The 25,149-nt window shown below is 61.1% G+C and carries 27 protein-coding genes; 23 read left to right on the top strand and 4 right to left on the bottom strand.

What is annotated here, in order from left to right:
• Nucleotides 1-33 precede the first annotated feature (33 nt).
• Nucleotides 34-1,023: a quinone oxidoreductase family protein gene (locus GOQ28_RS16265; protein WP_160357190.1), complete on the top strand. Its 990-nt coding sequence runs from the start codon at nt 34-36 to the stop codon at nt 1,021-1,023.
• Nucleotides 1,024-1,080: 57 nt separating this feature from the next.
• Here the strand turns inward: GOQ28_RS16265 and htpX are convergent, their stop codons facing one another.
• Nucleotides 1,081-1,962 (bottom strand): protease HtpX, encoded by an 882-nt coding sequence (htpX, locus tag GOQ28_RS16260; RefSeq protein ID WP_160357189.1) that lies wholly within the window; start codon nt 1,960-1,962, stop codon nt 1,081-1,083.
• Nucleotides 1,963-2,106: 144 nt separating this feature from the next.
• On the opposite strand from htpX, the gene GOQ28_RS16255 reads away from it, so the two are divergent.
• Together GOQ28_RS16255 and GOQ28_RS16250 are read left to right on the top strand one after the other, a co-directional pair.
• Nucleotides 2,107-2,961, top strand: coding sequence for a DMT family transporter (locus GOQ28_RS16255; RefSeq protein ID WP_160349260.1), 855 nt, complete (start codon nt 2,107-2,109; stop codon nt 2,959-2,961).
• An 83-nt stretch (nt 2,962-3,044) separates the two neighbouring features.
• Nucleotides 3,045-3,929, top strand: coding sequence for a sulfurtransferase (locus GOQ28_RS16250; protein ID WP_160357188.1), 885 nt, complete (start codon nt 3,045-3,047; stop codon nt 3,927-3,929).
• 202 nt (nt 3,930-4,131) lie between these two features.
• On the opposite strand, the gene GOQ28_RS16245 is transcribed toward GOQ28_RS16250, so the two are convergent.
• A complete protein-coding gene (locus tag GOQ28_RS16245) occupies nt 4,132-4,455 on the bottom strand; it encodes a hypothetical protein (protein WP_160349262.1) in 324 nt (107 codons plus the stop codon).
• 350 nt (nt 4,456-4,805) lie between these two features.
• Between GOQ28_RS16245 and GOQ28_RS16240 the strand changes: the two genes are divergently transcribed.
• From GOQ28_RS16240 to GOQ28_RS16195, 10 genes are all read left to right on the top strand, one after another.
• A complete protein-coding gene (locus GOQ28_RS16240) occupies nt 4,806-5,351 on the top strand; it encodes a MarR family winged helix-turn-helix transcriptional regulator (RefSeq protein ID WP_160349274.1) in 546 nt (181 codons plus the stop codon).
• Nucleotides 5,348-5,911 carry a diaminobutyrate acetyltransferase gene (gene ectA / locus GOQ28_RS16235; RefSeq protein ID WP_160357187.1) on the top strand — a complete coding sequence of 188 codons (564 nt, stop codon included), beginning with the start codon at nt 5,348-5,350 and terminating at the stop codon, nt 5,909-5,911. The genes GOQ28_RS16240 and ectA overlap by 4 nt, the downstream gene beginning before the upstream one ends.
• 96 nt (nt 5,912-6,007) lie before the next feature.
• The gene (gene ectB / locus GOQ28_RS16230) at nt 6,008-7,315 is read left to right on the top strand and encodes a diaminobutyrate--2-oxoglutarate transaminase (protein ID WP_160357186.1); all 1,308 of its coding nucleotides are present in this window, start codon (nt 6,008-6,010) and stop codon (nt 7,313-7,315) included.
• On the top strand, nt 7,312-7,716 hold the full coding sequence (locus tag GOQ28_RS16225) for an ectoine synthase (RefSeq protein WP_160357185.1): 405 nt from the start codon (nt 7,312-7,314) through the stop codon (nt 7,714-7,716). Before ectB ends, GOQ28_RS16225 begins: the two co-directional genes overlap by 4 nt.
• Nucleotides 7,717-7,743: 27 nt before the next feature.
• Nucleotides 7,744-8,667, top strand: coding sequence for an ectoine hydroxylase (thpD, locus tag GOQ28_RS16220; RefSeq protein ID WP_160349266.1), 924 nt, complete (start codon nt 7,744-7,746; stop codon nt 8,665-8,667).
• Nucleotides 8,668-8,931: 264 nt separating this feature from the next.
• Nucleotides 8,932-9,960, top strand: a complete 1,029-nt coding sequence (locus GOQ28_RS16215; protein ID WP_160349267.1) for a 2-keto-3-deoxygluconate permease — start codon at nt 8,932-8,934, stop codon at nt 9,958-9,960.
• 2 nt (nt 9,961-9,962) lie between these two features.
• A complete protein-coding gene (gene dtnK, locus GOQ28_RS16210; RefSeq protein WP_160349268.1) occupies nt 9,963-11,255 on the top strand; it encodes a D-threonate kinase in 1,293 nt (430 codons plus the stop codon).
• Between the two features lie 2 nt (nt 11,256-11,257).
• Nucleotides 11,258-12,313, top strand: a complete 1,056-nt coding sequence (gene pdxA, locus GOQ28_RS16205) for a 4-hydroxythreonine-4-phosphate dehydrogenase PdxA (protein ID WP_160349269.1) — start codon at nt 11,258-11,260, stop codon at nt 12,311-12,313.
• 4 nt (nt 12,314-12,317) lie between these two features.
• Entirely contained in the window at nt 12,318-13,238 is a 921-nt protein-coding gene (locus tag GOQ28_RS16200) for a GntR family transcriptional regulator (protein ID WP_160349270.1), read from the top strand.
• Nucleotides 13,239-13,290: 52 nt separating this feature from the next.
• A complete protein-coding gene (locus tag GOQ28_RS16195; RefSeq protein ID WP_160349271.1) occupies nt 13,291-14,151 on the top strand; it encodes an MOSC domain-containing protein in 861 nt (286 codons plus the stop codon).
• 64 nt (nt 14,152-14,215) lie between these two features.
• Here the strand turns inward: GOQ28_RS16195 and GOQ28_RS16190 are convergent, their stop codons facing one another.
• Both GOQ28_RS16190 and GOQ28_RS16185 read right to left on the bottom strand, forming a co-directional pair.
• A complete protein-coding gene (locus GOQ28_RS16190; RefSeq protein ID WP_160349727.1) occupies nt 14,216-15,367 on the bottom strand; it encodes an aromatic ring-hydroxylating oxygenase subunit alpha in 1,152 nt (383 codons plus the stop codon).
• A 188-nt stretch (nt 15,368-15,555) separates the two neighbouring features.
• Nucleotides 15,556-16,614, bottom strand: a complete 1,059-nt coding sequence (locus tag GOQ28_RS16185; protein ID WP_160357184.1) for an acyltransferase — start codon at nt 16,612-16,614, stop codon at nt 15,556-15,558.
• A gap of 274 nt (nt 16,615-16,888) precedes the next feature.
• Here GOQ28_RS16185 and GOQ28_RS16180 point away from each other — a divergent pair, with 274 nt between their 5' ends.
• The 10 genes from GOQ28_RS16180 (at nt 16,889) to GOQ28_RS16135 (ending at nt 25,143) form a co-directional block, all read left to right on the top strand.
• On the top strand, nt 16,889-17,155 hold the full coding sequence (locus GOQ28_RS16180) for an exodeoxyribonuclease VII small subunit (RefSeq protein WP_160349725.1): 267 nt from the start codon (nt 16,889-16,891) through the stop codon (nt 17,153-17,155).
• 6 nt (nt 17,156-17,161) lie between these two features.
• Nucleotides 17,162-18,073, top strand: coding sequence for a polyprenyl synthetase family protein (locus tag GOQ28_RS16175; protein WP_160349724.1), 912 nt, complete (start codon nt 17,162-17,164; stop codon nt 18,071-18,073).
• A gap of 8 nt (nt 18,074-18,081) precedes the next feature.
• Complete coding sequence (gene dxs / locus GOQ28_RS16170; RefSeq protein ID WP_160349723.1) at nt 18,082-19,971, top strand: 1-deoxy-D-xylulose-5-phosphate synthase; 1,890 nt, start codon at nt 18,082-18,084, stop codon at nt 19,969-19,971.
• 130 nt (nt 19,972-20,101) lie between these two features.
• Nucleotides 20,102-20,896: a GTP cyclohydrolase FolE2 gene (gene folE2 / locus GOQ28_RS16165; protein WP_160357183.1), complete on the top strand. Its 795-nt coding sequence runs from the start codon at nt 20,102-20,104 to the stop codon at nt 20,894-20,896.
• A 232-nt stretch (nt 20,897-21,128) separates the two neighbouring features.
• Entirely contained in the window at nt 21,129-21,506 is a 378-nt protein-coding gene (gene rpsF / locus GOQ28_RS16160) for a 30S ribosomal protein S6 (RefSeq protein ID WP_160349721.1), read from the top strand.
• Nucleotides 21,507-21,542: 36 nt separating this feature from the next.
• A complete protein-coding gene (gene priB, locus GOQ28_RS16155) occupies nt 21,543-21,866 on the top strand; it encodes a primosomal replication protein N (RefSeq protein WP_160349720.1) in 324 nt (107 codons plus the stop codon).
• A 75-nt stretch (nt 21,867-21,941) separates the two neighbouring features.
• On the top strand, nt 21,942-22,214 hold the full coding sequence (gene rpsR, locus GOQ28_RS16150; protein ID WP_012249960.1) for a 30S ribosomal protein S18: 273 nt from the start codon (nt 21,942-21,944) through the stop codon (nt 22,212-22,214).
• A 15-nt stretch (nt 22,215-22,229) separates the two neighbouring features.
• On the top strand, nt 22,230-22,685 hold the full coding sequence (rplI, locus tag GOQ28_RS16145) for a 50S ribosomal protein L9 (RefSeq protein WP_160357182.1): 456 nt from the start codon (nt 22,230-22,232) through the stop codon (nt 22,683-22,685).
• A 72-nt stretch (nt 22,686-22,757) separates the two neighbouring features.
• Nucleotides 22,758-23,594: a hypothetical protein gene (locus tag GOQ28_RS16140; protein ID WP_160357181.1), complete on the top strand. Its 837-nt coding sequence runs from the start codon at nt 22,758-22,760 to the stop codon at nt 23,592-23,594.
• Nucleotides 23,595-23,769: 175 nt separating this feature from the next.
• Complete coding sequence (locus tag GOQ28_RS16135; protein ID WP_160349743.1) at nt 23,770-25,143, top strand: replicative DNA helicase; 1,374 nt, start codon at nt 23,770-23,772, stop codon at nt 25,141-25,143.
• The last annotated feature ends 6 nt before the right edge of the window (nt 25,144-25,149 follow it).

The following is a 25,149-nucleotide window of genomic DNA, read 5'->3' as shown; positions in this document are numbered from 1 at the left end:
GGTTAGCGATTCATTTCAACAGAGGAGGCTGGTATGTCCAGCAATGTCGTCAAGGCAATTCGTATTGAACAGCACGGTGGACCCGAAGTCCTGAAGCTCGTCGACGTCGAGGTGTCGGCACCCGCGCCCAACGAGGTCACGATTCGCCAGCATGCGATCGGGTTGAACTTCATTGATATCTATTTCCGTACCGGCTTGTATCCGCATCCGCTACCGCATGGCCTGGGTTTCGAGGCCGCCGGCGTGGTCGAGGCGGTCGGCGCCGACGTGCGTCATCTGAAAGTTGGTGATCGTGTCGCCTACGGTCAAAGCCCGCTGGGCGCGTATGCCGAGGCGCGCAACGTACCCGCCGCGCAAGTCGTCAAGATCCCCAAGGGAATCAGCTTCGAAGAGGCGGCGGCGATCATGCTCAAGGGCTTGACCGTCCAATACCTGTTCCGCCAGACCTATCGCTTGCAAGGGCACGAAACCATTCTGTTTCACGCGGCCGCCGGTGGCGTGGGCCTGATCGCCTGCCAATGGGCCAAGGCGCTGGGCGTGAAACTGATCGGCACGGTTTCCAGCCCAGAGAAAGCGGAGCTGGCCAAGGCTCACGGCGCGTGGGAAACCATCGACTACTCGCGCGAGAATGTGGTGGAACGCGTGCTTGAGTTGACGGGCGGCAAGAAAGTCCCCGTGGTCTACGACGGCGTCGGCAAAGACACCTGGGAAGCTTCCCTTGACTGCATCGAGCCGCGCGGATTGATGGTCAGCTTTGGCAACGCGTCGGGGCCGGTGAAGGGCGTCGACCTGGCTATCCTGAACCAGAAAGGCAGCCTCTATGTCACGCGCCCCTCGTTGGGCGTGCACGTGAATACGCCGGAAAAGCTGGCGGCGGCGGCCAAAGAATTGTTCGATCTGGTGACTAAGAAAAAGATCAAGGTCCGCATTGATCAACGTTATACGTTGGCCGAAGTTGGCGAGGCGCATGCCGCGCTGGCGTCGCGTAAGACGACCGGCGCGACGGTTCTGACGCTCGACTGAAACGCCTGAACATCAGGCCAGGCCCGTTCCGCGCGTTGCGGGACGGGCCGGTTGCCATCAGGCGACGCGCATGCGCTGCAGCGCGGCGATACGGTTCTGAATCGGCGGGTGCGAGGCGAACAGCGCGGCCACACCACCTTTGCCCGCAATGCCCGAAGCCTCGAAGTTCTTCGGCAGATCGCCGGGCTCCAGGCCGCCCAAGCGGGCTAATGCGCGCATCATCGGCTCACGCGAGCCCATCAACTGCGCCGCACCTGCATCGGCGCGATACTCGCGCTGGCGCGAAAACCAGGCCACGATAATAGAAGCCAGGATGCCGAAGGCAATTTCACAGACGATGACCGTCACGTAATACCCCACCCCGACACCGCGCTCGTTCTTGAATATGGTGCGGTCGATGAAGTAACCGACGATGCGCGCCAGGAAGACGACGAAGGTGTTCACCACGCCTTGGATCAGCGTCAGCGTCACCATGTCGCCATTGGCGATGTGGGCGACCTCGTGACCCAGGACAGCGGCGACTTCTTCCTCCGTCATGCTGTCTAGCAAGCCCGTGGACACGGCCACCAGGGCGTCGTTCTTGAAAGCACCGGTCGCAAACGCGTTGGGAGGGCCTTCATAAATGGCGACTTCCGGGTGCCCGATGCCGGCGCGATCAGCGAGCTGATACACCGTGTCGACCAACCACGCTTCACGGCCGCCGCGCGGATTGTTCGGGTCGATCACCTGCGCACCCGTGCTCCACTTGGCCATGGGCTTGCTGATCAAGAGCGAAATGATCGCCCCGGTAAAGCCGACGACGACGGAAAAGACCAACAGCTTCTGGACATCCATGCCCTGGGCCGTAATGATGCGGTCCACGCCCAAGATGCGCAGCGTGGCCGACAGCACCACGATGACCGCCAAGTTGGTGAGGACGAACAGAAAAATGCGTTTCATGCGGTTTAGTTTCCTCTGCGAGCGATGAGGGCCTCTTTTGACTGGTAACGAGGCGAGCCAGTTCCCAGCGGGCCAATGTTGTTTTTTCGGACGGGGAGTATAGTAGCGTTTTCCCGTCTTCCATTCTTCTGCTCGCGCCTCCCCATGCAGGCTCTTTGGATGTTGGTCGCTTCGGCCATGTTTGCCCTGATGGGGTCATTTGTAAAAATGGCCACCGAGTACGGTGCGTCCTTGCCGCAGATCGTCTTATTCCGCGGTTTCCCCTCGGTCGTGGTCCTGCTGATTTGGGCGAGAGCCGCGCGGCAATCCATCGTCCCGGTTAGCTGGAAGCTGCATTTATGGCGCAACGTGGCCGGGATTTCATCGATGTGGCTGGGCTTTTTCGCCATCGCGCACTTGCCCTTGGCCACGGCTACCAGCCTGAATTACACCGCTCCGCTATTTATCGCGGCCTGGATGCTGGGTTGGGGTGGGGCGCAGCGCGACCCGATCCGTATTCTGGCCGTGGCATTGGGCTTCGCGGGCGTGATCGCCATTTTGCGGCCCAGCATCAATCCAGATCAGTGGCTGGCGGCGGCGCTGGGGCTAGTCGCTGGCGCCGCCTCCGCCGTGGCGATGTTGCAAATCCGGCAACTCGGTCGGGTGGGCGAGGCCGAATGGCGCACTGTCTTGTTTTTCTCGGTGGGTGTCTGTTTGAGTAGCGCGATCGGGCTGGCTCTCGATGGCTGGGGCTTGGACTCGTGGCAGGGTTATGCCGCGTTGGTCGGCATCGGGCTGGCGGGGCTCTTGGGTCAGTTAACGATGACGCGCGCGTTCGGCGTGGGGTCGGCATTGCTGACCGCGGCGTTGCAGTACACCACCATCATATTTGCCGCGCTGTTGGGCATGGGCCTATGGGGCGACCAGCTGGATTGGCTGGCCTGGGCGGGGATGGGGTTGATTATCGCGGCCGGGTTGCTCTCGGTATGGCGCACCATGCGCCTGCCGGCGGAAAGCTAAAGCGGCCTCGCCGTTACATTTCGCTTGGTGAGACGGCGGCCAGCGATGTACGCTGTCTGCTTGTTTTCCAACCCATAACGATTATGACAACGACCTTGATTACAACGGCCGCGTTGGCTGGCATGTTTGATGATCCCAACGTGCGTGTGTTCGATGTCAGACACGACCTGATGGACCATGCGGCCGGGCGCCGCGCCTACGAGCAGGGGCATATTCCCGGCGCGCGGTATCTGGATCACGAGACAGAACTGGCGGCGCCTCGTACGGGCAAAAATGGGCGCCATCCCTTGCCCACGCGCGAGCAACTGGCCGCGCTTTTTGAAGCCCATGGTGTGAGGCCCGAGACCTTCGTGGTTGCCTACGATGCCAGTGGTGGCATGTACGCCGCGCATCTATGGTGGATGCTGCGCTGGCTGGGTCATGAGCGCGTCGCCGTGCTGGACGGCGGCTGGCAGGCGTGGCAGGGTGCTGGCCTGCCGGTCAGCCATGACACAGCGCCGAATGCCTCGCTTCCCGCCACTGAGGCTTATGCCGAACAGACGGAAAGTCCCTCGTTGCTCGCTCCGCCCCTGGTCGAAACCGTCGATGCCGATGCGGTGCTGGCCAATATCTCGGACCCGCGGTTTACTGTTATCGACGCACGTGCGGCTAATCGTTTCCGTGGCGAAGTCGAGCCCATGGACCCGGTGGCCGGCCATATTCCGGGCGCTCTGAATCGCCCCAATGGCGAGAACTTGCAAGCGGACGGGCATTTCAAGCGTCCCGAACAATTGCGTGCCGAATTCACGGCTTTATTGGGCGGACGGGAGCCGGCGACGATCGTGCATCAGTGCGGCTCGGGCATCACGGCTTGCCATAATTTGCTGGCCATGGAAATCGCGGGCCTGAATGGCGCGCGTTTGTATCCGGGGTCGTGGAGCGAATGGTGCAGCGACCCCTCGCGACCGGTCGCGCGCGGCGAAGCCTAGACTCGCACGGACGCGAAGCCTTGCCGGACTGTGGCGACGCCCCAGGGGGAGCGCGCCACAGCGTGACGACAGTCACAGTCTCACGATGAACGAGCAAGGTCTAAGCCCCTTTAGGGGCCCAATGCCGAACGTCAGCCGCGAGGCCTGGAGCGCCGTTTGTTCAAAACGGCGCGCTGCGCCCAGACGCGACAGACAAGGCAAATCAAAATTTACGGATGACGCGACGGATCTTGCCAACCAGTCCCGACTCCTGCGTGCTCGTATCGAACGCAGCCGAACCGGAGGTTTTGCGTTCCTGGACAGGCTTATAGGCCTGGCCAGCAGCACCACCGGAGAAGTCCACAGCGCAGCCCTTGCGGGCGCAGCTCTTACGACCCTCGGCGCTAGTGTCGCTGCGGCTACCGTAATCGGCCTGTTGGGCCGCGGCGGTCAGGGGCAGAGCGGCTGCCAAGGCGACAATAGCGCCCGCGGCTACCATTCCTAAGGTGTTTGTCTTGCTCATCGTGGGTTTAGCTGTCTGGCTCATGCAAAACTCCTTTGGAGTACTAGGACAATGGAAATGCCGGCGAATCCGGCGATTAGCGCGTCCGTGTGGGACGCGGGCCTACTGTGCCTTCAAGTCCATCGCCTGTTTCCTTCTTCCCTCACAGTTGGTCACAATATCGGACTTAACGAACGTCAAATCCTGCGTTTGTAACTAAAAGATAGTGCCAATTCTGAGCAAATTCTCGAGGGAAATCGCCGTCTTCTCCCGTGAAGTTGGCACTATCTCACTCAATTGTCACAACATATTTGTTTGACCCTACCCATTACGGCGCTTACTATTTGGGTAGAATCATTTGAGTAGAAATGAATCCTACTGAACATATTCCTGTCATGAACAACGTAACTCCGTCCGATTCGACCCAGCAGTACGACCTGCGCATTTTGCGGGCGCTACGCCGCATTACGCGGGCGATCGCGCTGCATTCGCGCCAGCTGGCGGCGGTCAGCCATATCACCGCGCCGCAGCTGATGTGTCTGCGCACGGTAATTGCTAATGGTCCGATGACGGCGACCGCGATAAGCCGGGAGATCCACGTCAGTCCGAGTACGGTCGTGGGTATCTTGGATCGCTTGGAGGACAAAGGCCTGGTGCGCCGCGAACGTGGCCGCGAGGATCGCCGGATTGTGTTTGTATCGGCTACCGACGCCGGTCGCGAATTGGAGGCGACATCGCCTTCGCCGCTGCAGAAACACCTGGCCGAAGGCCTGAATGCCTTGCCGGAGTTAGAACAAGCCACGATTACGTTGGCATTGGAGCGCATAGTGACTTTGATTGAACGAGACAGCCGGGTGGCTGAACCGCATGGCGACACCACGTCGCCGATCCTGGACTTGCCGGCGGGCGATACGCCGCCGGAATCGGGGTTGGTCGTATGAGGGGGCCTGACCTAGCCACCTCTAACGATGCTTCGGCCGTGCAGCCGGCCAGCGCTAGCGCGCCTTCGCTGCAATTTCGCCAGCCGCGGCGCGCTGATGGCGCCGCGCTGCACCGATTGATCACCGAGTGCCCCCCGCTCGATGTGAACTCTTTATATGCCTATCTGCTGCTTTGCGAGCATTTTGCCGCCACTTGCGTGGTTGCCGAGAGCGCCGGCGGCAGCATCGATGGGTTTATCTCCGCTTATGTGCCGCCGGCCAAGCCTGACGTCATTTTCGTCTGGCAGGTCGCTGTGCACGCCCGAGCACGCGGCCAACGTTTAGGCCGCGCCATGCTGCAAGAGCTGTTGCGCCGCGACGAGCTCAAGCACATTCGCCATCTCGAAACCACGGTCGGGCCTGATAACCAGGCTTCGCGCCGCACGTTTACCGGCCTCGCCGCCGAATTGGGTGCGCATATCTCCGAACAGCCGTTCTTTGATCGGCAGTTATTCGGTGGCGCCGACCATGACGACGAGATGCTGCTGAAGATCGGCCCTTTCGCGTTGCGTCCCGAGTAGCGCGTCTGCGGTTGTTGGACCGAGGACGTTGAACCACCTGGCTTTCCAAGGTGGGTGGGCGACGTTTTTCATTTAACGAGACGAAGGGAGGATTCTATGGACTTGAAAATCTTTGACCGGATGGAGTCGGAGGTGCGTGGCTACATCCGGTCATTTCCGGTGATATTCAAGCAGGCACGAGGGTCAGTCCTGATCGACGAAGAGGGCGGTGAATACATCGACTTTTTCAGCGGTGCCGGGACCTTGAACTACGGGCATAACAACCCTGTCTTCAAAGAGAAGTTGCTGGAGTACCTCGAGGCCGATGGCGTTGTTCACGGCCTGGACATGGCTACGACCGCCAAGAAGCAGTTCCTGGAAACGGTCGACCGTGTGCTGCTTAAGCCGCGCAATTGGCAATACACCCTGCAGTTCACTGGCCCGACTGGCACCAATGCCGTCGAGGCCGCGCTGAAAATCGCGCGTCAGGTGAAGGGACGATCCAACATCATTTCGTTCACGCATGGATTCCATGGCGTCAGTGGCGGATCGCTGGCCGCGACGGCCAATATGAAGTTCCGTGACGCGGCCGGCTACGCATTGGGCAACACGACCTTCATGCCCTATGACGGTTATTTCGGTCCTGACGTCGACACCATCACTTATCTCGAGCGCATGCTCGAAGACCCGAGCAGTGGCCTGGATAAACCCGCCGGCGTCATCGTCGAGACGGTGCAAGGCGAGGGTGGTGTCAACGTCGCGACGCTGCGTTGGCTAAAGGAACTCGAGAAGCTGTGCCGTCGTCACGACATGCTGTTGATCGTCGATGACATTCAAGTGGGTTGTGGCCGTACGGGCAACTTCTTCAGTTTCGAGTCGGCAGGCATCCGTCCCGACATCATTACGCTATCGAAGTCGCTCTCTGGTTTCGGTTTGCCGATGTCGCTGGTGATGATGCGTCCGGAGCTCGATATCTGGAAACCCGGCGCCCATAGCGGGACGTTCCGCGGCAACAACCTCGCGTTCGTTACCGCGACGCAGGCGCTGGACACCTACTGGGCCAGCGATGCGTTCGCGAGCGAAGTCCAGCGCAAGGAGCGCATCGTGCGCGATTGGCTGGAAAACCTGGCCCACAGCTTCCCGGACGCAGGCTTGGCGGTGCGTGGCCGCGGCTTGATTCAAGGCCTGGTCGCAACCGCAGAGCCAGCACTGGCCAACCGTATCGCCCACCAAGCGTTCAAGCGCGGTGTCGTGATCGAAACGTCCGGCGCGCAGGACGAAGTGCTGAAGCTCTTGCCCGCGTTGACGATCGAAGACGAACTGCTCACACGCGGTTTGGAAACGATCGAAGCGTCCGTGGCGGAAGCGTTGGGTGAATCTGGGCAAAGTGCCCGTGTTCTCAAATTTGGAGGAAAACGTCGATGATCGTACGCAATGTGAAAGATGTGATTGGAACCCCGGACGAAGTTCGTACCGATACCTGGGTCAGCCGCCGCGTCTTGCTCAAGAAGGACGGCATGGGCTTCTCCTTTCACGAGACCACCATTTTCCCGGGTGGCCGCACCCACATTCACTACAAGAACCACCTCGAAGCCGTCTGGTGCATTGAGGGTGATGGTTCGATCGAAACCATTGCCGACGGCAAGAAATATGACCTCGGCCCGGGTGTGGTGTATGCGCTCAATGAGCACGACGAGCATTGGCTGTGTGGCGGTAAGGAGCCGCTGCGTGTCATCTGCGTGTTCAATCCCCCGCTGACCGGGCAAGAAGTGCACGACGCCGAAGGTGTCTACGCGCTGGCCGCCGAAACCACCGAAGCCGCTTAAGGCTCAACACCTAACAGGAGGCTATTGATGATCTCACCTGCTCAGGATCCGTACGCCTCACGTACGGATCGAAGCTCCGCCATCATCGCGCGCCAGGACCCCGTGGTCTACGGTGGCGGTGATTATGCAAACGCTCTGACGACTGATCAAGTCGAGAGCTACGATCGTGACGGATTTCTGCTCTTGGAGAACGTGTTCTCCGACGAGGAAGTCCAAGCGCTGGTCGCTGAAGTCGGTCGCATGACGCGTGATCCCGCGATTGTGCGCCGTGAAGAGGCGATTACCGAACCCGGTAGCAACGCCGTGCGTTCTATTTTCCGGGTGCATGTGCTCAATGCCATGCTCGGTCGCCTGACGCGTGACCCACGGCTGTGCAACGTCGCGCGGCAGATTCTGGGTTCCGAAGTGTATATCCATCAGTCGCGCGCCAATATGAAGCCCGGCTTCAAGGGTAAAGAGTTCTATTGGCACTCGGATTTCGAGACGTGGCACGTGGAAGACGGGATGCCGTCGATGCGCGCGCTGAGCTGCTCGGTGCTGCTGACGGACAACAACGAGTGCAACGGGCCGCTGATGCTGGTGCCGGGTTCACATCGTCAGTTCATTTCGTGTGTCGGTGAGACGCCGCGTGAGCATTACAAGCAATCGTTGAAGAAACAAGAATACGGCGTTCCTGACCCCGTCAGCCTGCAGTTGCTAGTCGAGCAGGGCGGTATTCGCACCATGACCGCGAAAGCGGGTTCGGTGATTTTCTTCGACTGCAATACGATGCACGGCTCGAACAGCAATATCTCGCCCTGGCCGCGCTCAAATGTGTTCATGGTCTATAACAGCATGGAGAACACGCTGGGGGCGCCTAAATATGGGCTGAGCCCACGCCCGGAGCACATCGCTACGCGCCAAGCATTCAAGGCGGTCACGCCTTTGGATAAGTTAAAGCTGGTGCAGTGATGGTGCTTGTTCACCGCAGTCCGATCGCCATGGGCTGCAGTGAGTGCCCCTCAGGCCATGCCTGAGTAACGGGCGGCAATCAGAAGATTGCCGCCCGTTTTGCTTTCCGGGCGCCGTGTCGTTTTAACCCTACGTAAATGGCTGAGAATTAGGTTGTACGTACAGCTTGTACGTAACGGATGTACACTACGCGTTTTTAACAACTGGCAAAGGTTTCCGGCGGACGGAGCCGAGCTACAACATAAGCGTTGGAGACGCACTCTCATGAACTCCGAAGTTTCTCGTTTCCCCATGTTCTCGGCGATGTTGAAGATCCCGGGCGGGTTGATGTTGCTGCCGTTGATCCTGGGCTCCTTGATCGGGACGTTCGCGCCCGAGGCGTTGGCGATCGGTAGCTTCACCACTGCGCTGTTTAAGAACAGCGCCATGCCCTTGATCGCGCTGTTGATTTTCGCCACTGGTACGCAAGTAAACATGCGCACAGGCGGTCCGATCCTGGCGACCGCCGGTACCATCCTGTTGATGAAGACCATCGTGCCCGCGACGCTGATCATCATCCTGGGCAGCTTTGTCGGGCTGGATGGCATCTGGGGCGTGTCGATCCTGGCCATGCTGGCCGCGTTCGACAACAGCAACGGCGGTCTGTGGCTGGCGTACACCGGTCAATACGGCGATAGCCGTGATCGTGGCGCCTACGTCGCCAGTGCGGTGAACGATGGCCCGTTCTTCAGCATGTTGTTCCTGGGCGCTTCGGGTTTGGCGGACATTCCGCTGATCGCGCTGGTCGCGGCGCTCATCCCGTTCCTGCTGGGTGTCTTGGTGGGTAACCTGGACGTGCAATGGCGCAACGTGCTCAAGCCCGTGCCCAATATCGTGATTCCTTTCTTCGCTTTTGCACTGGGTACGGGCATCAACCTGGGCGCTGTGCTGTCTGGCGGCATGACCGGGATTATCCTGGGCCTGTTGATCAGCCCGATCACGGGTTTCCTGGTTTACCTCGGCTATCGCTTTATCCTCCGCCGTGGCGGCAAGAGCGGTATCGGTTTCGCCGCCGGTACCACTGCGGGTAATGCGATTGCGACTCCGGCCGTTGTTGCCGCTGCCGATCCTTCGCTGCAGCAATATGTGGCCACCGCCACCGCCCAGGTCGCCGCCTGCGTGTTGATCAGCTCGATCCTGGCGCCGGTGCTGGCGTCGTACTTCCTCAAGCGTGCTGGCGAGCTCAAGCCCGCCGATGATGTCGCGGCAATGATGGGCGACAAAGAAGCGCTCGTGCCCGACGCGAAGGTGTAAATGTGACTTTGTTCATCGCTATCGTCGCAGATGATCTGACGGGCTCCGGCGATACCGCCGTGCAGTTCGTCCGCTCTGGATGGCCCACACAGCTGTCGGTGGGTCGCGCTAAACAGGCGCTGGCCGACCCTGCGGCTAGCGAGGCAGAGGTCGTTGCCGTGACAACGCATAGCCGCGCGCTGCCTGCGGCAGAGGCAGCCGCGGTCGTGCGCGAAGACGTGGCCGCCTTGCGCCAGGCTGGCGTCAAGCGGCTGTACAAAAAGGTCGACTCGACCTTGCGCGGCGCGTTCAAAGCCGAAATCGATGCCGCGCGTCAGGCGTGGCGCGAAGACGCCATCGCGGTGGTATGTCCCGCGTTTCCTGACACGGGGCGTACCGTGCGCGGTGGTGTGCTGTATGTGAACGACAAACCCGTGACGGAGACATCCGCCGCGACGGACCCGGTGACGCCCGTCACCGAAAGCCATATTCCGACGCTCTTGGGCGGTGCCCAAATCGAAGTGCAGGCGAATGAATCGCCGCGATCACTCGCGGATCGTATCGTCGCCGCCGGTGACGTGGTCGTGGTGGACGCCACCACGCCGCAAGACATGGACCGTCTGGCGCATGCGATCGCCTTGATCGGCGAACGTGCGCTGCCGGTGGGCTCGGGCGGCCTGGCTGCGCCGCTGGCTCGCCTGTGGGCCGGCGCCGAGACGCAGGGCGCGGTGCTCGTGGTGGTGACCTCGCAGCACAGCGCGTCGCGTCGTCAAGCCGCCGCCTTGCAGGCCGATGGCGCCAAAATCTGGTCGCCCACGCTCGCGCAACTGGCCGATGACGCCGCCTGGGCTGAATGGTCGGACGCCGTATTTGCCGAGGCGGAACAACAGCCCGCGGAGCGCATCTGGCTGTTGCTAGCTCCGGAAGGCCGGATGGACGGCCTGGATTCCGACAAGGTCGCTGGGCGCCTGGGCGAATTGGCTGGCCGACTGATACGTGGCCATTTGCCTGCCTTGTCCCAAGAAGCCGGACGGGATACCACCGTCGAGCCGGTTCAGGTCGCGGTATCCAAGCTATTGGGTACGCGGACGGTGGCCGGTGTGGTGGCCACCGGCGGCGATGGCGCCAGCGCGGTCCTGAACGACCTGCAAGCGGGCGGCATCGCGTTGGTAGACGAAGTGACTGGTGGCGTGCCTTTGGGCACGTTGACCGGTGGGCCGGCCGCAGGCCTGCCCATTGTGACCAAGGCCGGTGGCTTTGGCACTGACGATGTATTGATCCGGGCTGCGCGAGCAGTCCGTGAACGGAGGTTCTAATCATGACGCAAGACGCAAATCCTACTCGTACTCCCCTCCTGGCGGTGACGCTGGGCGACGTGGCGGGTATCGGTCCCGAGATCACCGCCAAGATGCTGCTCGGCCATGACGACCTGCGCCAGCGCGCCCGTCTGGTGGTCGTAGGCGATGCAGCCGCATTGCGCAAGGCCGCGCAAGCGCTGGGCGCGGACGCGTCGCGCGTGCGTGTGGTCGAAGGCCCGGAACAGGTCCAAAACGAACCCGGCGTGATCGAAGTGATCCAGGCTGGCCCGTCGCTCGAACATGTGCCGTACGGCCAACTCAGCGCCGACGCAGGCGCGGGTTCCGTGCGTTTCGTCACGACCGCTTGTGAGCTGGCACGCCAAGGCCGTATCGACGGCATCGTGACCGCGCCTCTGAATAAGGCCGCCATGCACATGGGCGGCCATAAATGGCCCGGCCATACCGAACTGCTCGCTCATGAATTTGGCGTGAAGACTTTCTCGCTGGTGTTGTCGGCCGGCGATCTGTACATTTTCCATGCGACCACGCACGTCTCGTTGCGCCAGGCGATCGAAGACGTCAATCCGCAGCGCATGCGCGCGGTGCTGCGTCTGGCCGGTTCCTTTGCTCGTGCCCTTGGCCGTAGCGACGAGCCGGTGGCCGTGGCCGGTCTGAATCCGCATGCCGGTGAAAACGGCATCTTCGGCACCGAAGACGCCGAGATTCTGGCCCCCGCCGTGGCCGAAGCCAATGCCGCCGGCATCCTCGCCGCCGGCCCGATCCCGGCCGATGCCCTGTTCCCGCAAGCCGTGCGCGGCAAGTGGAAGTTCGTGATCGCCTGCTACCACGATCAAGGGCATGCGCCGTTTAAGTCGGTCTACGGCGATGATGGCGTGAACATCACCGTCGGCCTGCCGGTGGTACGCGTGTCGGTTGACCACGGCACGGCATTCGATATCGCGGGCAAGGGCATTGCACGTGAAGACAGCTTGGTGCTGGCCGCTGAACGCGCCGCGCATCTGGCACCGGGATGGCATCAAGTGTGGGAGACCGCGCGCTCGACCACCGGGGGTTGAGTGCATGGCAGCCAGGCCTAAGCCCGACGCGCTACTAGATCGCACTAGCGAGCTTCCGCTGCACGCTCAGCTTGCTGAGGCGCTGCGGCGCGATATCGGGCTGCGTCAGCTCGCCACCGGCACGGCTTTGCCGAGCGAATCGACGCTGTGTCGGCAATTCGGCGTGGCCCGCAGCGTGGTGCGGCAAGCGCTGGCCGCGCTGGTCGCGGAAGGGCTGATTCGTCGTGAACCGGGGCGACCCGCGACCATCGCGCCACCCGTCGAACATCGGCGCATGGTGCAACGCTCTACCGGTCTATACGAGCAGTTCGCCAGTACCGGCACGACCCTGCGCACCCAAGTGCTGCGCTTGGTGGCGACGCCGCCACCGGCCGAAGTCGCGGCGTTTTTTAATTCCGATGACACGTGGCTATTGGAACGCCTACGCCGCGTGGATGCCGAGCCGCTGGCGTTTGTGCGCACGTGGTTGCCGCGCGAACGTTTGCCCGAATTGACGGCTAACCAGTTGGAAGACGCGTCGCTGCATCGCACCTTGGTCCAGCACTATGGGCTGCACCCGGGACGCGGTCGCAATCGCATCCGCGCGGTGGGTGCGGACGCGGCATTGTCGCGGGCGCTGGAAGTCTCTACACGTAGCCCGCTGCTGATGTTGGAAGGGCAGGGCTTCGATCAATACGGGCGCCCGCTCGAATGGTTCACCACCTGGCATCGGGGCGAAAAGCTCGTCTTCGACGTAGACGTGACGCCAGCGGGGGAACGCGTGCAAGCTTCCTTGCCGGCCGTCAATGACGCCGTGGCCCTGACCGCGTCGAGCATGCCGCAGAGCAATGCTGCGGATTCGCCATCACCCCCGTCGTTGGCCGACATCGAGAGAACCCTGCAACAGGCGCTGCAAGCCCTGCAACAGCTGCGTGCCAAGCAATAGTCTCAATGTTAAGCTCGGGCTCGTCTTTTAACGATGAGCCCGACTCAGCATCATGACTGCACGCATCGTCAGTTTGCATATTTATCCCGTTAAATCCTGCGCGGCGATCGACCTGCAACGATCGCCCATTGACCGCGCAGGACTGCGGCACGACCGCCGCTGGATGGTCGTGACCGAGCACGGGCAATTCATGACGCAACGACAGTGGCCCGCCATGGCACGCGTGCGACCGTCGATCAGCGAGACGCATCTTGAACTGCACGCCCCTGGCATGCCGGTGATGAACATTGCCCTGGATGGCTCCGAACTACACGGAGCCACACAATCCATCGCGGTGTGGAAAGACAAGGTCCCGGCTCGCGAAGAAAGCGCCGAAGCCGCGGCATGGTTAAGCGAGTTGCTGGGCGTGCCGTGCAAGCTCTACAAAATCGATACCCAAGCGGAACGTGCCGCCAGCTCGGAGTGGGTAGACCGCTGGCGGGCGGCGAACCCGGATGCGGCGCAGGGATTCGAGGGCGATCACTGCTTTGGGTTCGCGGATGGATTTCCGCTGCTCGTCACGAACCAAGCGTCGCTGGATGACCTCAATGCCCGCCTGCAATCGCGAGGCGAATCTCCTGTGCCGATGGACCGTTTCCGGCCCAACATCGTCATAGCGGGTGACTGGGAAGCATTCGATGAAGACGTCACCGAGTTGATCGTGATTGGCGACGTGCGACTTGCGCTGGTGAAACCGTGCACGCGGTGTCCTATGCCGAATGTGGATCAGCGATCGGGAGAGCGGTTTTTGGAGCCTGGGCGCACGCTCGCCTCCTACCGGATGACAGATATCGGTGTTGTGTTCGGACAAAACGCGATTGTGGATGCGCGGCCGGGCAGTTATCTCCAAGTGGGCGACGAGGTCCAGGTGTGACGTATAAAAAAAGGCGTCTCTTCCGAGACGCCCTTTTGCACAAACCCTCACTGGTACACACGTATCAAGGCTGCGTTTCCTGCATGACCCGCCGATACCACTCATGGAAATGCTGCATGCCATCTTCCATGGGCGACTGATACGGCCCGGCTTCATTCACGCCGCGCAGCATCAGGGCCTTGCGACCGGCATCCATGCGTTCCGCGATCTCGTCGTCTTCGACTGCGGTTTCCATGTACGCGGCGCGTTGCGCTTCAACGAACTCACGCTCGAACGCGGCGATTTCCTCGGGATAGTAGAACTCGACCACGTTCACGGTTTCTTGTGGGCTCTTGGGATAGAGCGTAGACAAGACCAGCACGTGCGGATAAAGCTCGATCATGTGCGTCGGGAAATACGTCACCCACACCGCGCCAAAATCCGGTGCATCGCCGCCCCGGAAATCCAGCAGGCGATCGTGCCATTGCTTGTACACATCCGAGCCCGGTTGAGCCAGCGCCTTGTGTACGCCTACGCGTTGCAGGCTGTACCAGTCGCCGAATTCCCAGCTTAGATCGTCGCAGGTGACAAACCGACCCAGTCCAGGATGGAAGGGCCCGACGTGATAATCCTCGAGATAGACCTCGATAAAGGTCTTCCAGTTGTAATTGCACTGGTGGATTTCAACGTGATCCAGCACATAGTCACCGAAATCGAACTCGGGACGCGCAAACAAAGGCGCCATATCCGCTGCAGCGTCGCGCGGGCCTTCAAACAGCAGACCGTGGCAATCGCGCAAACGGTATTTCTGCAAATTCATGCAGGGCGTTTGCTCGAACTGAGGCGCGCCCAACAACTCGCCTTGGTTGTTGTACGTCCAACGGTGCAGGGGGCAGACAATATTGCCTCCCGTGCTCTTCAGATTGCCGTGCGTATTGCAGTGGCCCGTGACATTACCTGCCTCGCCGCCCAGCATCAAAGCCTGGCGGTGACGGCAAACATTTGAGATGAGTTCGACGCCATTCTGGTTGCGAACCAGAACGCGCCCTCCGTTCTCTTGGGGCAACGTGCGCCAATCGCCGACCTCGGGCACCAATTTCTGGTGGCCGACGTATAACGAGGATTGACTGAAAATGAGTTCTTGCTCGCGCTGGAAGCGGGCTTCGTCAAAATACGCGCTGACGGGCAGCTGGGTGCGAGCCGGCATTACATGCGCCATCCGACCAATGTCGGTCATGATTCCCTCCGCTCGGATAAAAAAGCCAGGACGGGTAGGGTTACCGTGCTGGCGCGAAGAAAAATCGGTCCGGCCGATCAAACCCTGGAGTTTACCCTATTCGGCCTCTGCAGGGGAAAACATCGGCAGGAATCTCGTTTAAACGATAAAGAGCGGGGATACCAGCCTATGCCAATATGTGGGGCCATCTACACCAGCTTACGCGTAGTTGGGTGTTGTCGCAGCAGCCAGCATGCCGCGGCAGATAAAGTGAACACGCTGAACGCCTGCACCGGCAAGCTCCAGGCGGCATGCATGCTTGTCTGGGCGCTCGTACGCTGAGCGATATCCAAAAACACGGGATGAATCAGATAGATCCCGAACGTCAGCGGCGCCAGCATCGAGAGCGCGGGCAGCCTCGTCATCGTCATGATGCATTGGAAGGCCGCCAGCGACATCGCCAACACGGTCAGGCTGAAATAGTCATAGAAATAGAAATTAAGCCCGACATGATCCGACAACCAGTACACACCGGCTGCCGTGGCGGTGACGGCGCCCGCCAGCACCCATCCGGGGCTCGGAACGCGCAGCTCGCCGTCGAACATCATGCGCCCCGCGATGAAATAACCCAGGTAAGGCACGAACCAGGTCAAGAAAAAACCATGTCCTGTGTCCATCATCTGCCGATACAGGGCGTCCAGGACGGCGATTCCGAAGAGCCCCGCGAGATACCACGCCCGGGCGTTCTTCGTCCCACGATGATAGAGCGTGCGTACGAGCGGGGTGATTAGATACAGCCCCATGATCATGTACAGATACCACAGGTGATAGTACGGCTCGCCTTGAGCGATCTTGGTCGGCCAGAACGAAATGTCGATTTGGCCGTCATCGAGCCATCCCAGCAGGGAGCGCCACGCCAGATAAAACAGCGTCCAAAAGACCAGCGGCGCGCAGATACGCGCAGCGCGGCGTAGATAAAAGGTCTGCGGATCCAGCGGCTTGCGGTTGTCCAGCATCAGCGCGCCGCTCACCATGACAAACACCGGCACGCACCAACGCGCCGCCGAGTCATAGAGGTTGGCGGCCACCCAATCGCCACTGGCATAGGCGTCGGGGTCCGAGACCGCTTGCGCGGCGCAATGCAACAGCACAACCGCCAAGGCGGCGATCCACCGCGCGGCGTCCAGGCGCGCCAGCTTATCGTTCACCGACAATGTGGTTGAGGTCGGTGCCGCTGGCAAGAGGGCGTCATTTCCGGTTCTATGCATGCGATTACCATAGCAGTGCTCGTGCCCGACGATGTTTCCAGGCGTTAACCGGCGAATGCAAACGCAAACAAAATCCTCATCTGGCGAGGCCTGGGCACGCTAGTTGCGATACGGCGGCGCGTTATGGGACGGCTCGACAGGAATCTGGATGCCCTGGTGATATAGGCCCCGCCGCGCCCACCATGATTTCGAAACCCGCGTGCCCAGGCGGTCGAGCTTCGTGATCTCGTACAATTCACCCTTAGACGACTTTTTTCCGCGTTCGGAGTTCCGCTTGGCCATTTCCCCGCACACCGATTCCCCTCAAGACGATCGCCCTTTGCCGCAAGATTTCGAGACGGCGCTGGCTGAGCTTGAAACGCTGGTGGCTGCCATGGAAGGCGGTTCCTTGCCGCTTGAGCAGTCGCTGGCGGCTTATCGCCGGGGCGTGGAACTCACGCGCATTTGTCAGGAGCGTCTGACGCAAGCAGAGCAACAGGTGAAAGTCCTCGAAGGCGGTCTGCTGCGTCCTTTAGACCCCCACGCGCTGGATGAAGAATAAACCGCAATGACCCAACAACATCTCGCGTTTACCGACTGGCTGCAGGGTAGGGCGCAGCACGTCGAATCGGTACTTGACGAGTACCTGCCCAGCGTAGACACGCCGCCGGCCCGTTTGCACGAAGCGATGCGCTACGCGGTGCTAGGCGGCGGCAAGCGCGTGCGCGCGGCACTGGTATATGCGGCGGGGCAGGCGTGTCAGATCAGCGGCAATACGGTCGCGGTCACCGCCTCGCTGGACCGCGCGGCCGCGGCCGTTGAGCTGATTCATGCGTATTCGCTCGTCCATGACGACTTACCTTGCATGGACGATGATGTGCTGCGGCGCGGCCGGCCCACGGCCCATGTGCAGTTTGACGAAGCTACCGCCATGCTGGCCGGCGACGCCTTACAGCCGCTCGCCTTCGAACTGCTGGCCGAAATGCCGATCGCGCCCGCTTTGGTCGTCCAGGCCTCGCGCGCCCTGGCGCAAGCTGCCGGCAGTTTGGGCATGGCGGGCGGGCAGGCGATCGACCTGCATAGCGTTGGACACACGCTCTCGCGCGACGAGCTGCAAACCATGCACACCATGAAAACCGGCGCGATGCTGGCCTGCAGCGTGGCGCTGGGCGGTATCGTCTCGGGCGCCAGCTCGGCCACGCGCGCTGCGCTGGACGACTACGCCGCGGCGATTGGCCTGGCGTTCCAAGTTGTTGATGATATTCTCGATGTGACCGCCGACACTGCCGATCTCGGTAAGACCGCGGGCAAGGACGCCGCGGGCAACAAGCCCACGTACGTGTCTTTATTGGGGCTGGATGACGCCCGTGCCCTGGCCGAAGAATTGCGCACCGCCGCGCACGCGGCATTGCTCCCGCTGGGAGACAGCGCCTCGATGTTGGCCCGACTGGCCGATTACATCGTACTCAGAGATCGCTAATACCGAGCATGACGACAGACATTCTGGACCGTATCCACAGCCCGGCCGATTTGCGCCAGCTTGACCGCCGTGACTTGAAAGTCCTGGCGCAGGAGCTGCGCGGCTTCGTGCTGGAATCAGTATCCAAGACGGGCGGCCATTTGTCGTCGAATCTGGGTACCATCGAGCTCACGCTGGCCTTGCACCGTGTATTCGATACGCCGCACGACCGCATCGTATGGGACGTGGGTCATCAATCGTATCCGCACAAGATCCTGACGGGCCGGCGCGCCGCCATGGCGAGCTTGCGTCAAGCCGGCGGTCTCTCGGGTTTTCCGAAGCGTAGCGAATCCGAATACGACGCGTTCGGTACGGCGCACTCGTCGACCTCGATTTCCGCCGCTTTGGGCATGGCGGTCGCCTCGCGCAACGCTGGTATCGATCGCCAGCATATCGCCGTGATCGGTGACGGCGCGATGTCCGCCGGGATGGCGTTCGAGGCCATGAACAACGCGGGCGTGACGCCTGACGTCAACTTGCTCGTGGTGTTGAACGACAACGATATGTCGATCTCACCTCCCGTGGGCGCATTGAATCGTTATCTCGCGCGGCTGATGTCCGGGCGCTTTTATGCCGCCGCCAAGAACGTCGGCCGGGCCGTCTTGCAACACGTGCCCCCCGTGCTCGAATTGGCGCGTCGCTTCGAGGGCCATGCCAAGGGGATGGTTACACCCGCGACGATGTTCGAGGAGTTGGGCTTTAACTATGTCGGTCCCATCGACGGTCATGACCTCGATGCGTTGATTCCGACTTTGCAAAACCTGAAAGCGCTGGGCGGCCTGCAGTTTGTGCATGTGGTCACCCGCAAGGGCCAGGGCTACAAGCTCGCCGAAGCCGACCCGGTGCTGTATCACGGCCCCGGCAAATTCGATCCGTCGGTCGGGATCGTGAAGGGCAAGGCCGCGACCCGCAAGACATTCACCCAGGTCTTTGGCGACTGGCTTTGCGACATGGCCGAGAAAGACGAACGCCTGGTGGGCATTACCCCCGCCATGCGCGAAGGCAGTGGCCTGGTGGAATTCGAACAACGCTTCCCCAAGCGTTATTTCGATGTGGGCATCGCCGAGCAACACGCGGTGACGTTCGCCGCGGGTCTGGCCTGCGAGGGGCAAAAACCCGTCGTGGCCATCTATTCGACTTTCCTGCAACGTGGCTACGACCAGCTGGTCCACGATGTCGCGCTGCAAAACCTGGATGTAACCTTCGCGCTCGATCGCGCGGGTCTGGTCGGCGCCGACGGGGCAACGCATGCCGGCAATTACGACATCGCCTATCTGCGTTGTATTCCCAACATGGTCGTCGCCGCGCCATCCGACGAAAACGAAGCGCGGTTGTTGCTGTCTACCTGCTATGAATATCCGGGTCCGGCGTCAGTGCGTTATCCGCGCGGCTCGGGCTGTGGCGCGACGATCGCTACCGATCTGCCGACTGTGCCGCTCGGTAAAGGCGTTTTGCGCCGCGAGGGCAAGCGCATTGCGATTCTAGGGTTTGGCACGCTGGTACAAGCGGCCTTGGCAGCGGCCGAAGCGCTGGATGCGACTGTCGCTGACATGCGTTTTGTCAAACCCATCGACCGCGAACTCGTGCTGGATCTGGCTGCGCGTCACGATGCGCTCGTGACGATCGAAGAGGGCTCTATCATGGGCGGCGCCGGCAGTGCTGTGACGGAGCTGCTCAACGAAGCGGGTGTCACCATTCCTGTTCTGCAACTGGGTTTGCCCGATCGATTCATCGATCATGGCGATCAGGCCGTCTTGCTGGCGGGTGTGGGGCTGGACGCGGCAGGCATCGAGCAATCCATACGCGCCCGGTTTGGCGACGATTCGGGGAACTCCTTGGGACAGGCCCAGGTCGAATAATGGCGATCGGGCGGCTTCGCTGACCTACTGATAAGAGGGTTATGCTGGGTCTGCCCGGCCTTTTGGGCGATAATTGCGCAATTGACATATTTCGGGGCGGAACCGACTTCCCTCGCCCTGACAGGAACTTATGAACTCTCCGATTGATTCCGCCCTGGTGATGCCTGATGTCCAGAGTTCGGCGGATACGCGGCACATCCCGATTCAGCGTGTAGGCATTCGTGGGGTGCGTCATCCCATGCTGGTTGCGACGGCCGCTGGCCCGCAGCCCACCGTGGCAAACTGGACCCTCACCGTGGCCTTGCCGGCCGAGGAAAAGGGCACGCACATGTCGCGTTTCGTGGCATTGTTGGAAAAATACCGCACTGTGCCCATGACGCCGGCGTTGTTCGCCACCATGGCGCGCGACATGCTGCCGCTGTTGCACGCAGAGCGTGGCGACATCACGGCTGCGTTCCCGTATTTCGTCAACAAATCTGCCCCGGTTTCCGGCGTGCAGAGCTTGCTGGACTACGAAGTCCAATGGGTGGCCCGCGCGGCGGGCGATCAGGTGGAATTCGAGCTCGTCGTCCAAGTGCCGGTGACGAGCCTGTGCCCGTGTTCCAAGGCGATTTCCGAGTACGGCGCGCATAACCAACGCTCGCACGTCACCGTGTCGGCCGTGCTCAACGCCGATGTCGAGATGGACCGCATCATTCGTCTGGTCGAGGACGAAGGTTCCTGCGAACTGTGGGGCCTGTTGAAGCGCCCGGACGAGAAATTCGTGACCGAGCGCGCCTACGACAATCCCAAATTCGTCGAGGACTTGGTGCGCGACGTGGCTGCCCGTGTGGCGGCGTTCCCGGGTGTGTCGCGTTACCGCGTCGAAGCCGAGAATTTCGAATCGATTCACAACCATTCGGCCTACGCTGTCGTAGAAGGCTGATGTTCCGGCGGGCACTTGCCCGCCAGATTATCGCGGTTGATGCCGGGCGTAGCTTGACGCTCGCGGCGTAACGGCGCGCTACCTATTGCGTGATGCGCGTAAATCGGCGATAATCGAAGGCTTTCTTGCTCGATTGCCCGGATATTTCGGGTAGCGGGCTGTCCCTTGGTGGGGTGCTTTGCGCGGATGTTGGCGCGGGCGGCCACCAAGACATCCTCAAGGAGTTTTACCTATGCGTCACTACGAAGTAGTGTTCATCGTCCATCCGGACCAAAGCGAGCAAGTGCCCGCCATGGTCGAGCGTTACACCTCGCTCGTGACCGGTCAGAGCGGCACCGTGCACCGCCTGGAAGATTGGGGCCGTCGCCAACTGGCTTACCCCATTCAGAAGCTCGTCAAGGCTCATTACGTTTGCATGAACATCGAGTGCGGCCAAGCCACGCTGGATGAGCTCGAGCACTCGTTCCGCTACAACGACGCCGTTCTGCGCCACCTGGTCATCAAGACCAAGAAAGCCCAGACCGCTCCCTCGATCATGATGAAGTCGGTCGAGCGCGAAGAGGCCCGCAAGGCCAGCGCCGAAGCTGCGGCGCCTGCTCAAGCTCAATAACCCGATAACACTGCTGTTATCACCACGACCTGGCGGATGAATACCCTGGAACTCAGTGCCCGCGTTCTCGAATGCGAGCCTTTGCGCCACACTCCCGCCGGCGTGCCAGCGCTGGAAATGCTGCTGGCCCACGAATCGGAAGTCATCGAAGCCGGCCATCCGCGCCGCGTCGAGCTGACGATTACGGCGGTGGCCCTAGGCGATTTGGCGCAACTGTTGGCCGGGACCCCCTTGGGGACCGAATTGCAAGTCCAAGGCTTTTTGGCTGCGGCGCGCAAGGACTCGGTAAAGGTCAAGCTGCATTTGCAGCGGGCCCGTCGAGTTTCCGGCAGTGCAGGGCAGGACCCGTTGGTGGCATAGCAGAGACGTCGGAACAGACACCAGATTACGGACCGGTGTAGAACACCCCGGCCCAGATAGACTAAGAGGCACATCATGGCTTTCTTCGGAAAACGCAAAGAAAAACGTAAATTCACGCAGCAGAACCCGCTGTTCAAGCGTCGTAAGTTCTGCCGCTTCACCGCCGCCGGCGTCGAAGAGATCGATTACAAGGATCTGGACACCCTGCGCGACTTCGTGCAAGAAAACGGCAAGATCATCCCGGCCCGTTTGACCGGCACCAAGGCTCACTACCAGCGTCAACTGGACACCGCTATCAAGCGTGCCCGTTTCCTGGCTCTGTTGCCTTACACCGACAACCACAACTAATCCGGGGTTACTGAAATGCAAGTCATCCTGCTCGAAAAAGTCCTGAACCTCGGCAACCTGGGCGAAATCGTCCGTGTGCGCGATGGTTACGCTCGTAACTTCCTGATCCCTCAGAAAAAGGCCCGTCGTGCTACCGACGCCGCTCTGAAGGAATTCGAAGCCCGCCGTGCTGAACTGGAAAAAGTCCAGGCCGAGAAGCTCGCCGCTGCTGAAGCGCTGGGCGCCCGTCTGAACGGCTACCAGCTCAAGATCTCGCAAAAAGCGGGTGTTGACGGCCGTCTGTTCGGTTCCGTGACCAACGCCGACATCGCTGAAGCCCTGCGCAAAGCCAATTTCGACGCTGTTGAAAAATCGCAGATCCGTCTGCCGAACGGTCCGTTGAAGGCCGTCGGCGAGTTCCCGATCCAAGTCGCGCTGCACCCGGACGTGGTTGTGGACGTGAACGTGGTCGTCGAAGGCGAAATGGCCTAAGACCTCGCGGTTAGCCCAAGAAAAAGCCGGCGCAGGTGCCGGCTTTTTTCTTGAGCGCGCGGATTTCGACAAATGCCCTCTACGTCGTTGCCAACCCACCATGACGCGCCACCGGGCTTGCAGGCCTGGCTCGACACCGTGGACGCCTCCAAGGAACCCTCCGTACGCGAGGTGACCATCGATGGCGTGCGCTGTGTCGTCAAGCGTAGACGACCCGGTTTGCTACGTGGATTGAGCTATGGGCTGCGGTATCTGCGTGCTTTTGGGCTCGCTCTGGGCAGTCTGATGTTCCTGGGCGAGTTCCCGCGCCCGTCGGTGCTGTTGCGCAATGGGTTGACGTACGAAGGCCAACGTCTGCGTCGCTTATCCGAAGCCGGTTGCCGGGTGCCGAACGTCTGGGCAGAAGGGCCCGGCTTGCTCGTGCTGGAACACGTTGGCGACGATATGGCCGACCTGATGCGTGCCGCTTTCGTCGAAAAGCGGCGCGAATGGGCACGCGGGATTGCCATCGATCTGGCGCAGTTTCATGACCAAGGGCACTGTCACGGCGGCGCACAGATCCGGAATGTGACGCTGCGCGACGGGCAATTCTGGCGCATCGATTTCGAGGAAAACATCGGCGAAGCACTGTCCTTGCCGATGGCGCAGGCGTATGACCTCTACCAGATGATTTCTTCGCTGATGGGTCTGCGCAAGCTCGACGATCCGGACCCGGTAGGGCTGGGCGGGCTGATGCTGAATGCCTATTTCGAGGCCCGGCCGGCACCGCAGGTGCGTGCACGTCTGCGGCGCTTGGCGCGGATCGTATGCGGCTCGGCGTCTGTGCTACGTCCGATAGGCGGGCGAATGCGCGGACGTGATATTCAAGGTTTCTTTCGCGTCGCCGATACGCTGCGCGCGCTGTTGTAATCTTCCGGTCGTCCCTAGGGCCTTTTGCCAAGCGCATCCGGTTCTAACTGACTTATCATTGACACTGTTTGTCGCAGTGCTGCTGTCCTGTTCTGTTCCCTCGTTCTTATCCCGAATGCGTCTGCGCGCGGCACGACCGCTCACTGCTTGCTGATATTTGGCTTTCTCCATGTCCTTGAATACACCCGCTGATCCCCAACTGGAATATCTCCGCGTTCCGCCCCACTCAGTCGAGGCCGAGCAGTCGGTCCTGGGCGGTTTGCTGCTGGACAATACGACCTGGGACCGTATCGCCGATGTGCTGGACGAACAGGACTTCTATCGGCACGATCACCGGCTGATCTGGCATCATATTGCGCGTCTGATCGGGCTGGCGCGTCCGGCCGACGTCATCACGGTAAACGAGTCGCTCGTCAGCGCCGGTAAGGCCGAGGATACCGGTGGTCTGGCATATCTGAATGCGCTGGCGCACAACACCCCTTCCGCTGCGAATATTCGTCGCTACGCCGAGATCGTGCGCGAGCGCTCGATGCTGCGCAAACTGGTCTCGATTGCCGACGAGATCTCGGCCGCGGCGTTTAACCCGCAAGGCAAGGAGGCCCGTCAGTTGCTGGACGAGGCGGAATCCAAGGTGTTCAAGATCGCCCAGGAGGGCGAGAAGGGCTCGGCCGGTTTCCAAGAGATCCAGCCGCTGCTGACCCAGGTGGTCGAGCGTATCGACGAGCTATATCACCGCGATTCCGATTCGGACGTGACGGGCGTGCCGACGGGTTTTGTGGACTTGGACAAGATGACCTCGGGCCTGCAGCCGGGCGATCTGGTCATCGTGGCCGGTCGTCCCTCGATGGGTAAAACCTCGTTCTCGATGAACATCGGCGAACACGTGGCCATCGAGCAGGGTCTGCCCGTAGCGGTGTTCTCGATGGAAATGGGCGCGGTGCAGCTGGCCATGCGTATGCTGGGCTCGGTCGGGATGCTGGATCAGCATCGCATGCGTACGGGTAAGCTCGTCGCCGATGATTGGCCGCGCGTCACCCACGCGGTACAGCTGATGCAGGATGCGCAGGTGTATATCGACGAGACGCCGGCATTGAGCGCCATGGAAGTACGCGCCCGCGCCCGACGCCTGGCCCGGCAATGCGGCCAGCTCGGCCTCATCATCATCGACTATATGCAGCTGATGGCGGGTAATGGCGGCGGCGAAAACCGTGCAACCGAGATTTCGGAAATCAGCCGGTCGCTTAAAGGCCTGGCCAAAGAACTGAATTGCCCGTTGATTGCGTTGTCGCAGCTCAACCGCAGTCTGGAACAGCGGCCGAACAAGCGGCCGGTGATGAGCGATCTGCGCGAATCGGGCGCAATCGAACAGGATGCCGACTTGATCCTGTTTATCTATCGCGACGAGGTGTACAACCCCGATTCGCCAGACAAGGGCACGGCCGAAATCATTATCGGCAAACAGCGTAACGGCCCGATTGGTACGGTGCGCTTGACCTTCCAGGGTTCGAGCACGCGCTTCCTGAACTTCACGGGCGCACCCACCTACTAACGCGTG

This window comes from Bordetella sp. 02P26C-1 (genome assembly GCF_009763255.1).
Classification (GTDB): Bacteria; Pseudomonadota; Gammaproteobacteria; order Burkholderiales; family Burkholderiaceae_B; genus Bordetella_A.
The sequence above is the reverse complement of the archived record's forward strand: the minus strand, read 5'-3'. Positions and strand labels throughout refer to the sequence as shown.

Excerpts from the sequence above, each read along its gene's own strand:
- GOQ28_RS16265 (WP_160357190.1), top strand. The coding sequence starts at position 34 with ATGTCCAGCAATGTCGTCAAGGCAATTCGTATTGAACAGCACGGTGGA.
- GOQ28_RS16245 (WP_160349262.1), bottom strand. The coding sequence starts at position 4,455 with ATGAGCCAGACAGCTAAACCCACGATGAGCAAGACAAACACCTTAGGA.
- GOQ28_RS16250 (WP_160357188.1), top strand. The coding sequence starts at position 3,045 with ATGACAACGACCTTGATTACAACGGCCGCGTTGGCTGGCATGTTTGAT.
- priB (WP_160349720.1), top strand. The coding sequence starts at position 21,543 with ATGAATACCCTGGAACTCAGTGCCCGCGTTCTCGAATGCGAGCCTTTG.
- GOQ28_RS16225 (WP_160357185.1), top strand. The coding sequence starts at position 7,312 with ATGATCGTACGCAATGTGAAAGATGTGATTGGAACCCCGGACGAAGTT.
- GOQ28_RS16140 (WP_160357181.1), top strand. The coding sequence starts at position 22,758 with ATGCCCTCTACGTCGTTGCCAACCCACCATGACGCGCCACCGGGCTTG.
- ectA (WP_160357187.1), top strand. The coding sequence starts at position 5,348 with ATGAGGGGGCCTGACCTAGCCACCTCTAACGATGCTTCGGCCGTGCAG.
- pdxA (WP_160349269.1), top strand. The coding sequence starts at position 11,258 with ATGACGCAAGACGCAAATCCTACTCGTACTCCCCTCCTGGCGGTGACG.
- htpX (WP_160357189.1), bottom strand. The coding sequence starts at position 1,962 with ATGAAACGCATTTTTCTGTTCGTCCTCACCAACTTGGCGGTCATCGTG.
- thpD (WP_160349266.1), top strand. The coding sequence starts at position 7,744 with ATGATCTCACCTGCTCAGGATCCGTACGCCTCACGTACGGATCGAAGC.
- GOQ28_RS16240 (WP_160349274.1), top strand. The coding sequence starts at position 4,806 with ATGAACAACGTAACTCCGTCCGATTCGACCCAGCAGTACGACCTGCGC.
- rpsF (WP_160349721.1), top strand. The coding sequence starts at position 21,129 with ATGCGTCACTACGAAGTAGTGTTCATCGTCCATCCGGACCAAAGCGAG.
- GOQ28_RS16215 (WP_160349267.1), top strand. The coding sequence starts at position 8,932 with ATGAACTCCGAAGTTTCTCGTTTCCCCATGTTCTCGGCGATGTTGAAG.
- rplI (WP_160357182.1), top strand. The coding sequence starts at position 22,230 with ATGCAAGTCATCCTGCTCGAAAAAGTCCTGAACCTCGGCAACCTGGGC.
- dxs (WP_160349723.1), top strand. The coding sequence starts at position 18,082 with ATGACGACAGACATTCTGGACCGTATCCACAGCCCGGCCGATTTGCGC.
- rpsR (WP_012249960.1), top strand. The coding sequence starts at position 21,942 with ATGGCTTTCTTCGGAAAACGCAAAGAAAAACGTAAATTCACGCAGCAG.
- GOQ28_RS16200 (WP_160349270.1), top strand. The coding sequence starts at position 12,318 with ATGGCAGCCAGGCCTAAGCCCGACGCGCTACTAGATCGCACTAGCGAG.
- ectB (WP_160357186.1), top strand. The coding sequence starts at position 6,008 with ATGGACTTGAAAATCTTTGACCGGATGGAGTCGGAGGTGCGTGGCTAC.
- GOQ28_RS16255 (WP_160349260.1), top strand. The coding sequence starts at position 2,107 with ATGCAGGCTCTTTGGATGTTGGTCGCTTCGGCCATGTTTGCCCTGATG.
- folE2 (WP_160357183.1), top strand. The coding sequence starts at position 20,102 with ATGAACTCTCCGATTGATTCCGCCCTGGTGATGCCTGATGTCCAGAGT.
- GOQ28_RS16175 (WP_160349724.1), top strand. The coding sequence starts at position 17,162 with ATGACCCAACAACATCTCGCGTTTACCGACTGGCTGCAGGGTAGGGCG.
- GOQ28_RS16185 (WP_160357184.1), bottom strand. The coding sequence starts at position 16,614 with ATGCATAGAACCGGAAATGACGCCCTCTTGCCAGCGGCACCGACCTCA.
- GOQ28_RS16195 (WP_160349271.1), top strand. The coding sequence starts at position 13,291 with ATGACTGCACGCATCGTCAGTTTGCATATTTATCCCGTTAAATCCTGC.
- GOQ28_RS16190 (WP_160349727.1), bottom strand. The coding sequence starts at position 15,367 with ATGACCGACATTGGTCGGATGGCGCATGTAATGCCGGCTCGCACCCAG.